This window comes from Limnobaculum zhutongyuii, assembly GCF_004295645.1.
GTDB classification, from domain to species: domain Bacteria; phylum Pseudomonadota; class Gammaproteobacteria; order Enterobacterales; family Enterobacteriaceae; genus Limnobaculum; species Limnobaculum zhutongyuii.
The window spans coordinates 2,283,107-2,296,746 of sequence record NZ_CP034752.1; the positions used below are offsets into that span (position 1 = coordinate 2,283,107).

General features: G+C 47.1%; 7 protein-coding genes and 1 pseudogene. 7 read left to right on the plus strand and 1 reads right to left on the minus strand.

Annotation, left to right across the window (positions count from 1 at the left end; all coding sequences use genetic code 11):
- The first annotated feature begins 36 nt into the window (after positions 1–36).
- From glgA to EKN56_RS10100, 5 genes and pseudogenes are all read left to right on the plus strand, one after another.
- A complete protein-coding gene (glgA, locus tag EKN56_RS10075; protein ID WP_130591657.1) occupies positions 37–1,470 on the plus strand; it encodes a glycogen synthase GlgA in 1,434 nt (477 codons plus the stop codon).
- A gap of 185 nt (positions 1,471–1,655) precedes the next feature.
- Positions 1,656–4,103, plus strand: coding sequence for a glycogen phosphorylase (gene glgP, locus EKN56_RS10080; RefSeq protein ID WP_130591658.1), 2,448 nt, complete (start codon positions 1,656–1,658; stop codon positions 4,101–4,103).
- An 81-nt stretch (positions 4,104–4,184) separates the two neighbouring features.
- Positions 4,185–4,763, plus strand: a complete 579-nt coding sequence (locus EKN56_RS10085; protein WP_130591659.1) for a hypothetical protein — start codon at positions 4,185–4,187, stop codon at positions 4,761–4,763.
- A 106-nt stretch (positions 4,764–4,869) separates the two neighbouring features.
- A pseudogene (locus EKN56_RS21210) lies at positions 4,870–5,346 on the plus strand (AraC family transcriptional regulator).
- Positions 5,347–5,564: 218 nt separating this feature from the next.
- Entirely contained in the window at positions 5,565–6,446 is an 882-nt protein-coding gene (locus EKN56_RS10100) for an AraC family transcriptional regulator (RefSeq protein WP_168189642.1), read from the plus strand.
- Positions 6,447–6,506: 60 nt separating this feature from the next.
- Here the strand turns inward: EKN56_RS10100 and putP are convergent, their stop codons facing one another.
- Positions 6,507–7,997, minus strand: a complete 1,491-nt coding sequence (putP, locus tag EKN56_RS10105; RefSeq protein ID WP_130591663.1) for a sodium/proline symporter PutP — start codon at positions 7,995–7,997, stop codon at positions 6,507–6,509.
- Positions 7,998–8,634: 637 nt separating this feature from the next.
- Between putP and putA the strand changes: the two genes are divergently transcribed.
- Positions 8,635–12,609, plus strand: a complete 3,975-nt coding sequence (putA, locus tag EKN56_RS10110) for a trifunctional transcriptional regulator/proline dehydrogenase/L-glutamate gamma-semialdehyde dehydrogenase (RefSeq protein ID WP_130591664.1) — start codon at positions 8,635–8,637, stop codon at positions 12,607–12,609.
- 197 nt (positions 12,610–12,806) lie between these two features.
- On the plus strand, positions 12,807–13,562 hold the full coding sequence (locus tag EKN56_RS10115) for an IclR family transcriptional regulator (protein ID WP_130591665.1): 756 nt from the start codon (positions 12,807–12,809) through the stop codon (positions 13,560–13,562).
- Positions 13,563–13,640: the final 78 nt, after the last annotated feature.

Genomic DNA, 13,640 nt, shown 5'->3' on the forward strand with positions numbered 1-13,640 from the left:
CAACCGGGGTATTTCTATTTTCAGACAGGAGTTAGGATGCGAGTTTTACATGCATGTTCTGAGCTATACCCGCTATTAAAAACGGGGGGACTGGCTGATGTACTTGGCGCCCTTCCCGCTGCTCAGATTGCCGCAGGGGCCGATGTTCGCCTACTGATGCCCGGCTTTCCCGCCTTGATGCAAGGCATTGGAGAAACCTCACTGGTCACCGAACAGGAGACCTTTGCCGGTAAAATAACCTTACGTTACGGTACTTATAATGGCGTGGGAATCTATCTGATTGATGCTCCCCATCTTTACGATCGTCCCGGTAGCCCTTATCACGATGGTGCCCAGCATGAGTATGCTGATAACTATAAACGTTTTGCGTTGTTAGGCTGGGTTGCCTGTGAACTGGCTTGCGCCATTGATCCTTACTGGCAGCCAGAAATTGTTCACGCCCACGACTGGCATGCCGGACTGGCAGGTGCTTATCTGGCTGCGCGTGGCTATCCGGCACGCTCGGTATTCACCGTGCATAATCTGGCCTATCAGGGGCAATTCTCTGCCCGCCATCTGCATGAGCTTCAGCTTCCGTCTCATTTTATGCAGCCTGACGGACTGGAGTTCTACGGACAAATTTCCTATCTCAAAGCAGGTCTGTATTACGCGGATATGATCACCGCTGTCAGCCCAACTTATGCTAAAGAGATAACCCATGCGGAATATGGTTTTGGTATGGAAAACCTGCTGGAGCAGCGTCAGTATCACGGTAAGTTAACCGGTATTCTTAACGGCGTTGATTATCAAATATGGAATCCATTAACCGATCCGCTGCTGCCGGAAAACTACCACCCGAGAAAAATGGCGGGTAAAGCGGCATGCAAAGCCGCACTGCAATATCAACAGGCGCTGACCGTCACCCCGGATGCGCCGCTGTTTGGCGTGGTAAGCCGCCTGAGCAGCCAAAAAGGCCTGGACTTGCTGTTAGGATCGCTGCCAAAACTACTGGAGTTAGGCGGTCAACTGGTTCTGTTGGGTAGCGGCGATGCCCACCTGCAAGATGCTTATCTGGAGATGGCCAAACAGTACCCTAAGCAGATAGCTGTGCATATTGGCTATGATGAAGCGCTGGCCCACAACATCATTGGTGCAGCGGATGTCATTCTGGTTCCCAGCCGCTTTGAGCCATGCGGATTAACTCAACTGTATGGCCTGAAATACGGCACTCTTCCGCTGGTCAGATATACCGGCGGCCTGGCCGATACCGTCATTGACTGCTCGCTGGAAAACCTGGCGGATAAATTATCCACCGGTTTTATATTCCGCGACAGTCAGGTAAATGAATTAAACGATGCTATTCGACGGGTCTTTGCCCTTTGGGCCGAGCCGGTTAAGTGGCGTCGGGTACAACGTCAGGCTATGGCGATGGACTTTAGCTGGGACATTGCCGCCGCGAAATACTTAACCATGTACCAACATTTAAGTTAGCTTTTCCTTGCATTGCTGAAATATTGAACGATAACTTAAATAGGGATCGCATGGATATACCACTTAAAACCAAGCTGGGTTTCAAACCATGAAACCCAATTATTGATAATTAAAAATTCACAGGGCCTCTGGCAAAAAATGGATTTGCCCTTAACGCTGACACATACACAATATGGACGAAACTTATGTCTTCTCAATTTAATTTTGAAACACCCGAAGAACGTATCCGGAATCTAAAAAATTCCATTCAGGAAAAATTGAAGTTTGTTATTGGTAAAGAACCTGCGCTGGCCACCGAGCATGACTGGCTAAATGCTATCTCATTTTCCGTACGGGATCTGATGGTGGAGCGCTGGCTGCGCTCTACTCGCGCCCACTTCTCCCAGTCGGGTCGTCGCGTTTCTTACCTGTCAATGGAGTTTTTAATCGGCAGGACGCTGTCTAACTCACTTTTAAACCTCGGTATTTATGACGATCTGGCACAGGCTCTCGATAGCATGGGCTTTAATCTGGAGCAGTTAATAAACGAAGAAGACGATCCGGGTCTGGGCAACGGTGGTCTGGGGCGTCTGGCGGCCTGCTTCCTGGATTCTCTGGCAACGCTGGGTCTGCCCGCTCGCGGTTACGGCATTCGTTATGATTACGGTATGTTTAAACAAAATATCGTAGATGGTCAGCAGGCGGAATCCCCGGATAACTGGCTGGAATATGGTAATGCCTGGGAGTTCCCGCGCCATAACGTCCGTTATAAAGTGTTCTTTGGTGGGCGAGTACAAACCGAAGGCAAAACCTCCCATTGGGTAGAAACCGAGGAGATTCTGGCCTGTGCCTACGACCAGATTATTCCCGGTTATGATACGGATGCGACCAATACTCTGCGCTTATGGTCGGCGCGTGCCAGTAACGAAATTAACCTGGGTAAGTTTAATCAGGGCGACTATTTTGCTGCGGTAGAAGATAAGAACAATTCTGAGAACGTGTCCCGAGTACTCTACCCTAATGACTCCACATCATCCGGGCGTGAACTGCGCTTAAGTCAGGAGTACTTTCTGGTTTCCGCCACCCTGCAGGATATTCTACACAGCCACTGGCTGGCTTATGAAACCTACGAAAACCTGGCAGAAAAAGTCGCTATTCACCTGAATGATACCCACCCGGTTCTGGCCATTCCTGAATTAATGCGTTTACTGATCGATAATCACAATTTCAAATGGGAAGATGCCTGGGAGATGACGATTCGTATCTTCTCCTATACCAACCATACGCTAATGAGTGAAGCGCTGGAAACCTGGCCGGTAGATATGATGGGCAAAATTCTGCCGCGCCACCTGCAGATCATTTTTGAAATTAACGAATACTTCCTGAATGTGGTTAAAGAACACTATCCGGACGATCCGGGTTTATTAAGTCGTGTATCACTGATTGACGAATCTAACGGCCGTCGAATCAGAATGGCATGGCTGGCGGTTATTGGCGGCCACAAAGTTAATGGGGTTTCGGCGCTGCATTCCGATCTGATGGTAAAATCGCTGTTTGCCGATTTTGCTAAAATATTCCCGCACCACTTCTGTAATAAAACCAATGGCGTGACGCCAAGACGCTGGATAGGACTGGCCAACCGCCCTCTTTCCGATCTGCTGGATAAAACCATCGATAAAACCTGGCGCACCGATCTGAGTAAGCTCTCTTATCTGAATGAAGCCATCGATTTCCCGGCCTTTATTGACCAAATTAAACAGGCTAAATTGCAGAATAAGAAAAAGCTGGCAGAGTATGTGGCTGAAAACCTGAATGTGATTCTTAATCCTAATGCGCTGTTCGATGTGCAGATTAAGCGCATCCATGAGTACAAGCGTCAGTTACTTAATTTGCTGCAGGTTATCACCCGCTACAACCGTATTTTGCAATCTCCGGATGCGGACTGGGTGCCTAAAGCGGTTATTTTTGCCGGTAAAGCCGCTTCGTCTTATGTTAACGCCAAGCTGATTATTCATCTGATCAATGATGTGGCTAAAGTGATTAACAACGATGCGCGCATTAAGAACAAGCTGAAAGTGGTATTTATTCCTAACTACAGCGTCAGCCTGGCACAGATGATCATTCCTGCCGCCGATCTCTCTGAGCAGATTTCGCTGGCAGGAACAGAAGCATCGGGCACCAGTAACATGAAGTTCGCGATGAATGGTGCGTTAACCATTGGTACCCTCGATGGCGCTAATGTAGAAATGAAAGAGCATGTGGGTGATGACAATATCTTTATTTTCGGTAATACCACCGAGCAGGTTGAAACGCTGCGAGCCCATGGCTACGACCCGCGTAAAATCTACGAGGAGGATATGGAATTGAATCAGGTATTAAATCAAATTGCCACCGGGGTGTTTAATCCTGAAGATCCTCATCGCTACGGAGCTCTGTTTGATTCTCTAGTTAACTTCGGGGATTACTATCAACTGTTGGCGGATTATCGCTCTTATGTGGATATGCACGACGAGGTGGATAAACTTTATCGCAAGCCAAACCTCTGGGCACGTAAAGCAGCTCTCAATATTGCCAATATGGGCTACTTCTCCTCTGACCGTACCATTCAGGAGTATGCCGAAGAGATTTGGGAAATTAAGCCTACGAAGCTATAACCAGAATATATTGTGGTATTATTTTGAAATTAACTCCCCCTGTTTTGGCAGGGGATTTTTTTACCCGCGGAAATAACAGGAATGAGCGATAACTCAGATGTCTTTGATGGAAATATTGGCACGATAAAATTCAGATATACCTGTCCGGCAATGCCCTACCGTGAACACAAAGAAGCCGCACGTCTGTTTCTGGCATTAAATAGTCATAAACGTCGGAGTATATTCCAGCGTATTGCCAATGTTATTTTCTACTTCTGTTTAATTGTGGTCGCTATGATGTGGGATGCGATCCCCGAACGCTATGATCTCTGGGTCAAACTGACCTTAGCGTTCATATTCGGCATCTATTTTGAAGGTATTCGTTATAACTTTTGCCTATCCCAAAAGGTGAAAAAACACCTTCAAACAGCCTCGTCCGAACACAATGAAATTATTGAGATCGGTGAGCATGGAATCAACCAGATTCGCGCACAGTTCGTTATTGCTCTTAAATGGAGCTTTGTTAAATCCGTCATAACTCATGACCAATATATTTTTATTTTTACCGATGAGGGGTACATCGGTATTCCCGGGGAAATGGCTCAGGCAGACAACGAAAGCGTTATTGCGTTTATTAGTAGTAAAGTTAATCAGAATTACCGCCTGATTAATACACCGTGAAGATGCAGCTGAGCTATATTTTTAACAGCACATTGATTTCTATCCAAATACGCTATTAGTGTGGTTAACGTCACTACCACTGATTGAATAATCTTAGGGATACACTATGAATATCACCATCGAAAACCGGGAAACGATCACTGTTTATGGTATCAGGCACTGTGGCCCTTATCCTGAAATCCATAAGGCGTTTAATGCACTTTGGGACTGGGCGCTGGCGGAAGATCTCACCACCCAGGTCAGATCGGCAATTGCTATTTATCACGACAACCCAAAAGTTAAAGCCCCGGAATAGTGCCGTTCCGATGCGTGTTTACAGTTTGAACATTCTCTGTCAGACCAACAGCTCTCTGAAATTGTCAGACCTGTCTTGATAAGCGGTGGATGCTACGCCACCTACCGCCATATCGGCCCTTACTCAGCTCTGGAGCCGGTTTATAATGAGTTTTATAACAACTGGCTGCCTGCCAGCGATTTCCAGAAAACCGACCAGCCATCGTTTGAAGTGTATCGAAATAATCCAATGGAAACGCCAGAAGAAGAGTTAATCACCGATCTCTATTTTCCGGTCACGGGGAAATAAACGAATACCATAAAAATGCCAATGTATAAGCCACATGTTTATTTATATCAGTAACGTGTGGCTATTTTATTTACCATTACTTCAACATTCTCCCTTTCGTACCCATCTCACATCAACCAAAAAATAACCACTTTTCCGCAATCCATGATAAGTATTCCGTTTATCCCCCCGTTATAATCCCCCTCAGGAATTATAAATACTAAATGGAACAATACGTTATGCGGAAGTCCAAAACTGAACAAAATTATCGCCGCCGGGTTCAACGGGTTCATCGCCTGATCGCCGCATCGTTAGATGAACCGGTAGATATCGCCACACTGGCAAAAGCATCCGCATTTTCGCTGTATCACTTCCATCGTATTTATACAGCCTTAATGGGAGAAACCGTGGCGGATACACATCGTCGATTACGATTGGATCGGGCAGCCGCTCAGATTGCCCGCGGCTCACTCCCCATTACTCATATTGCTATGGAAGCCGGCTATGAAACACCTCAGTCTTTCTCGCGCGCTTTCAAACATCAGTTTTGTTTGTCACCTGCCCAATATCGTAAGGCAGGAACCCAGCCTGACCGCCAGGCTCCTGTTTCAATCTATCCCCCCATCTGCACGGAGATCATTAAAATGAATATCACCATCGAAACCCGGGAAGAGGTTATCGTTTACGGCGTAAGACATATCGGCCCTTATACTGGCATTCAACAGGCATTTCATCAGTTATGGCAATGGGTTACCGCCAATCATCTCGAATCACAGGGGAAATACGGTATCGGTATCTACTATAACGACCCGATTACTACTGCACCGGAAAAGTGCCAGTCGGATGCCTGTATTCAGTTCATTCAACCATTGGAAAAAGAGCCAGAGGATAAAAATATCCGCACCATTAAACTGACGGCAGGACGCTATGCCCGATATCGCCATACAGGCCCCTATAACACACTGGAACAGGCTTATAATACCTTCTATGGTCAATGGCTACCTGAGAGCGGCTATGAGTGCGCAGACCTGCCACCGTTCGAAATTTATATTAACAACCCTTACGATACACCTGAAGCCGACCTGATCACCGATATCTATATGCCAGTTAAAGATAAGTAACTAAAATTTTGGATAAAAAAATGGCGCCGTCTGGCGCCATAAATAAAGCACATCAATGAATTATTCTTTTTCGCTCTGAAACTCTTTTTCAGCTTCATTAAAGCGAGCAATCATTTTTTCAGTTGGCTGACTGCCAATCTTGCTGAAAATGACTATTGCAATAGAGGCAAAGATAAAGCCTGGAATAATTTCATACAGGTTAAACCACCCATATTGTTTCCAAATCAGTACCGTTGCCGCACCAACCACCATACCAGCCAACGCACCATTTCTTGTCATACCTGACCAGATGACTGATAGCAGGATCACCGGGCCAAAAGCGGCACCAAAACCTGCCCAGGCATAAGCCACCAGACCTAATACCCGATTATCCGGGTTAGCGGCTAACACAATCGCAATCACTGCAACCAGCAATACCATCAGACGACCTACCCACACCAGCTCATTTTGACTGGCGTTTTTACGCAGGAATGCCTTATAGAAATCTTCGGTTAATGCACTGGAACACACTAACAGCTGGCAACTCAAAGTACTCATCACCGCCGCCAGAATAGCCGACAGAAGAATACCGGCAATCCATGGGTTGAATAATAATTTAGCCAGCTCAATAAACACCCTCTCGCCGTTCTCACTCACATTTCCCGCTAACGTCGGGTTATTAGAGAAGAACGCAATACCAAAGAAGCCAACGGCTACCGCTCCCCCCAGACAGAAAATCATCCAGGTCATACTGATACGGCGGGCATTGTGAATCACATGGTGGGAATCTGCTGCCATAAAACGAGCCAAAATATGTGGTTGTCCAAAATAACCTAAGCCCCAGCCCAACAGCGAGAGAATGGCAACAAAGTTCAAACCTTTAAACATATCCAGGTATTCCGGGTTTTTCGCTGCAATCACAATCATTGAGCTGTCGATACCACCCACTGCAATAATCACCATTACTGGCGTCAGTATTAAGGCAAAAATCATCAGTGATGCCTGAACAGTATCGGTCCAGCTAACAGCAAGAAACCCTCCTATAAAGGTATAGGCTATAGTTGCCGCTGCGCCAACCCATAATGCTGTTCCATAGTCCATATCGAAGGTACTTTCGAACAGTCGGGCACCGGCAACTACCCCGGAAGCGCAGTAAATAGTGAAGAAAATTAAAATCACTACCGCAGAAAAAATTCTTAAAATACGACTTTTATCTTCAAAGCGAGTGGTAAAATAATCCGGTAGTGTTAATGCATTATGGTTAATCTCGGTATGTACCCGTAAACGACCGGCAACAATACGCCAGTTCAGGTAAGCACCAATGGTTAAACCTATAGCAATCCAGCTTTCAGAGATACCCGACAGATAGACTGCCCCAGGTAACCCCATTAACAACCAACCGCTCATGTCCGAAGCACCGGCAGATAATGCGGTAACAAAACTCCCCAGACGGCGGCCACCCAGAATGTAATCACCAAAGTTATTAGTTGCCCGATAGGCCGCTAATCCAATAACGATCATTCCCACGATATAGACCACAAAGGTCACTAACATTGGCATGCTGGCGCTCATGCAACTCTCCACTTTCATTATTTTAAAATATTCAGTTGACGTTTTTCATCGCTGCTGGCGAGAGTGCTCTGAGCCGGTTCTGATTAAACAGAAGCGGGAACGATGTTATCCCAAAGTCTCACCACTGCCAGAAAACGGAGCACGCGATAGAGTTAAAACGCGAATTTAAAGTGTTACCTGTGATTCAGTGCGTCTTACAATCCTAGTCAACAAAATAAAAGATTAACAATATATTTAACAAATAATTACATTTATGTTACAGCAGATCACATTTATAAAATTATTACTCTGTCTGCAACAAAATTCCCTGCCGAACTGTGATGTGCAAAAGCCCGAAATTATCCATACCTTATCAATAGATTACAAGTCTCTGTCAGATATTCCAAAAAACAGTACTTAAATAGAATTATTCACCATCGTAGATCGAGATCACATAATAGGTGCAACCATATTAAAACAAAGTTGCAACATTGAGGTTTTACTGCCTATTCTCAGTAAGCGGTAATTTTTCAATTCAGCATAACCATTTATCTATTTTTCGATGTTTTACGCTTCTTTCGCTCTGAGTAATTCAGCAACACGAGAGAGGCTTAATGATAACCACCTGATTTTTGATAGCGGGCGTAGAGGAAACAAAATGGGAATGACCACCATGGGCGTCAAGCTGGATGAAGCGACACGCGACAGAATAAAAAAAGCGGCCCAAACCCTAGACCGTACTCCTCATTGGTTGATTAAACAGGCTATATTCAATTATTTAGAGCAGTTGGAACAGGGTAATATCCCTTTCGAGCTGTCGGCCAATGAACTGGACAACCGGCAAGATGACGACACTCTGCCAGAGCCAGAACCCGAGCAAGTCTGCCAACCTTTTCTGGAATTTGCTGAAAACGTACAACCTCAGTCGGTTAACCGTGCTGCCATTACTGCCGCTTACCGTACGCCGGAAACTGAAATTATTCCGCGCCTGCTGGAGCAAGCACGCCTGAACGGTGAACAGAGCAACGCCGCACATCAGCTCGCCTATAAACTGGCTGAAAAACTACGTGGACAGAAGACCGCCATTGGCCGTGCCGGTATGGTTCAGGGATTATTACAAGAGTTTTCACTCTCCTCTTCTGAAGGCGTGGCGCTCATGTGTCTGGCGGAAGCATTACTGCGTATCCCTGACAAAGCCACTCGTGATGCTCTGATTCGTGACAAAATCAGTAACGGTAACTGGCACTCCCATTTGGGACAAAGCCCTTCTCTGTTTGTTAATGCCGCAACCTGGGGGCTATTGCTGACCGGAAAGCTGGTATCCACCCATAATGAGTCACAACTTTCTTCATCCCTTAATCGAATTATCAGCAAGAGTGGTGAACCCCTTATCCGCAAAGGGGTAGATATGGCAATGCGTCTGATGGGGGAACAGTTTGTTACCGGTGAGACCATTTCTGAAGCCTTAGCCAATGCCCATAAGCAGGAAGATAAAGGTTTCCGTTACTCCTATGACATGCTGGGTGAGGCCGCCCTCACCGAAGCTGATGCTCAACGCTATCTCTTTTCTTACCAACAGGCGATTCACGCCATCGGTAAAGCCGCCAATGGCCGAGGTGTTTACGAAGGTCCGGGGATCTCTATTAAGCTATCGGCACTTCACCCACGCTACAGCCGGGCTCAATATGAACGAGTGATGAGCGAACTCTACCCTCGCCTGCTGGAACTCACCCTGCTGGCACGCCAATATGATATTGGTCTGAATATTGATGCTGAAGAGGCAGACCGACTGGAGATCTCGTTAGACTTACTGGAAAAACTCTGTTTTGAACCACGCCTGGCTAACTGGAACGGTATCGGTTTTGTGGTTCAGGCCTATCAGAAACGTTGCCCGTATGTCATCGACTATCTGATCGATCTGGCCCATCGCAGCCAGCATCGCCTGATGATTCGCTTAGTCAAAGGCGCTTACTGGGACAGCGAAATCAAACGCGCGCAAACCGACGGGCTTGAGGGCTATCCGGTGTATACCCGCAAAGTGTATACCGATATCGCCTATCTGGCCTGCGCCCGTAAACTATTGGCGGTACCGGAGGCGATTTATCCGCAGTTTGCTACCCATAACGCCCATACTTTAGCGGCGGTTTACCATCTTGCTGGTCATAACTACTACCCCGGTCAATATGAGTTCCAGTGCCTGCACGGCATGGGAGAACCACTCTATTATCACGTAGTGGGTAAGCACAGTGACGGGAAGCTACAGCGCCCTTGTCGTATTTATGCGCCAGTAGGTACTCACGAAACTCTGCTGGCCTATCTGGTTCGTCGCCTGCTGGAGAACGGGGCGAACACCTCCTTTGTTAACCGTATTGCTGATCACAGCATCACTCTTGATGAACTGGTGGCCGATCCGGTTAAGGTTATTGAAGCTCAATCGGTGACCGAGGGTGAATTAGGCAAGCCTCACGCTAAAATTCCATTACCGCGCAATTTGTATGGCAGCGTACGCCTGAATTCTAACGGATTAGACCTCTCTAATGAGCAACGCCTGGCTTCCCTGTCCTCAGCACTGTTAGCCGGCGCGTCTCACTCCTGGTGTGCAGAACCGATGATTGATGGTGAAACCAGCAGTGATGTGACAGCAGAAAAAGTCTTTAATCCGGCAGATCATCGCGACTGCGTTGGACGAGTCAAAGAGGCAACAGAACAGGATGCCGAGCAAGCACTCAACAGTGCAGTTAACTTCGCACCTATCTGGTCAGCCACCCCATCAGAACAGCGGGCAGAACTGCTAAACCGTACCGCATCCCTGATGGAAAATCAGCTACAGCCGCTGATTGGCCTGTTGGTCAGAGAAGCCGGGAAAACGTTTAATAATGCGATTTCTGAAGTGCGTGAGGCCATCGACTTCCTGCGCTATTATGCCGAACTGGTACAACATGACTTTAGCAATGATACCCATCGTCCTTTAGGTCCGGTGGTATGTATTAGCCCGTGGAACTTCCCACTGGCTATCTTTACCGGTCAGGTTGCTGCCGCGCTGGCAGCAGGTAATACCGTATTAGCCAAACCGGCAGAACAGACGCCATTAATTGCCGCTCAGGCAATTCGCCTGATGCATCAGGCTGGTATTCCAGTCGGAGCAGTTCAACTACTGCCCGGCAAAGGCGAAACCATTGGTGCTAAACTGGTTAATGACAAACGTATTCGCGGCGTCATGTTTACCGGTTCAACCGAAGTAGCAATGACATTACAACGTAACATATCCGGAAGGCTTGATACCTTAGGCCACACCATTCCGCTCATTGCCGAAACCGGTGGTTTAAACACCATGATCGTTGACTCCTCTGCCCTGACAGAACAGGTGGTTAATGATGTGGTTGCTTCCGCCTTCGACAGTGCCGGGCAACGCTGTTCTGCCCTGCGTATTCTCTGCCTTCAGGAAGAGATCGCTGACAAAACTATCACTATGTTGAAAGGCGCCATGAGCGAATGCAAAATGGGAAATCCTGACTGTTTATCAACGGATATCGGTCCGGTGATTGATGCTCAGGCAAAAACCAGTATTGAACAGCATATCCAAACCATGCATTCCAAAGGGCGTAAAATCTATCAGTCTTCATTTGACTGTCATTCAGATAGCGCCCTGCTGACAAAAGGCACCTTTGTACAACCAACCTTGATTGAACTGGAAAGTCTCGACGAGCTAACCAAAGAAGTATTTGGGCCGGTTCTGCACGTGGTGCGTTATCAACGCGAAAATGTCACTCAGCTAATCGAGCAAATTAATGCGGCAGGATACGGATTAACCATGGGTATTCACACCCGTATTGACGAGACCATCGCCAAAATTACCGAGCGGGCTGCCGTGGGTAATCTGTATGTAAATCGAAATATTGTTGGTGCCGTGGTTGGCGTTCAGCCGTTTGGCGGTGAAGGTTTGTCCGGTACCGGACCAAAAGCCGGTGGTCCGCTGTATCTCTATCGTCTGCTGTCCCATCGCCCGGATGATGCCATTGCTAAAGCGCTGTCCCGTAGCGATCGGGAACGTCTGGTGGATACTCGTACCAAAGAACTGCTATTGCAGCCATTAACCGCATTTAAAGAGTGGGCGCTAAAGAAAGAAAATCGTCCGCTGGCAACCTTATGCGACAGTTACGCTAACTATTCTCAGGCAGGAACCATTCGTCTGCTCACCGGCCCTACCGGTGAGCGCAACAGCTATGCGTTAATGCCGCGCCATCGTATTTTGTGCTTACATCATGAAGAACAGGATGCATTGATCCAACTGGCCGCGGTTTTAGCCAGCGGCTCCAAAGTGTTATGGGTAGATCATAACTTTACTCGTTCGCTGCACAAAAATCTGCCGGAGCCGGTCCAGTCACAAATCGGATTTGTTGCCGACTGGCATAATACCGAAGTGGCATTTGACGGCGTGCTGTACCACGGTGACAGCGACAAGCTGCAACTGATTAGCGAACAGATTGCCCAACGCGACGGGCCAATTTTATCAGTACAGGGATTCGCTCATGGGGATACCAATATCTTGTTAGAACGTTTGATACTGGAGCGAGCACTCAGTATTAATACCGCCGCAGCCGGTGGTAACGCCAGTTTAATGACCATTGGTTGATCTGCTATTACAGGGCTTGGCGAACACTAAGCCCTGTATATTTATCGGTAACTCACCTTAGTAAATCACCGGGAAACTGCAATCATATCCCATTGATTCCCTTGTCCGTTTTATTTAATTCCATATACTGGTTATACTATAGCCTATCCTGAATTCTGTTCAGTTCCTTTAACGATGCCAATTGCATAAGTACCGCGATGAAAACAATCACTACACAAATTCCTGCGCTGGATAAAGTTGTTCGTATTTGTGACTTTTTATCTGATAAAAATGGTGCCACTTTTAGCCAGATTTATCAGGGAGTTGGCATTGCAAAAAGCAGCACATCTTCTTTACTCAATGGTATGGTGGCTCACGGCCTGCTGCGTCAGGATAATGATAAATACTATCTTGGCCTGCGGTTGTATGAACTTGGCAATAAAGCCGTTGAGCAGTACGACATCAAAAAAATCGCCCTGCCGGTACTGACAGCATTACGCGATAAAACTAACCTGACCTGCCATTTAGGGGTGTTACAGGGTTCGTCACCTATCTATCTGACTAAACTGGAAAGCCCACAGGCGATTATTATCCGCAGTTGGGAAGGTAAGCGCTTGTCGTTATACAGTTCTGGTTTAGGCAAAGCACTAATGGCGCATTTAAGCGATGAAGAAGTTGATGCACTGTTGCCGGAAGATAAAGTACTGACCCGTATCACCGATACCACCATTACCGATATCAATGTGCTGAAAGCCGAGCTGGCTGAAATCCGCGTGCGCGGCTGGGCCTATGATAATGAAGAGGATAGTCAGGGCGTTCGCTGCATTGCCGTTCCGGTGCTGAACCATCAGGGCAAGGCGATTGCCGCCATCAGTACCTCCGGCGTGGCTTTCCAGATCCCAGACGATAAACGGGAATATCTGGCCTCTCTGGTGATGGAAGCAGGACAGCAGCTGGCTCAACAGCTAAAGTAGTTTGAATCTCGCAAAAAAATATCAGACCTTCGTCAGGAAACGAAAGTCTGATTGCTTTCTGAATAACTATTTTTACTA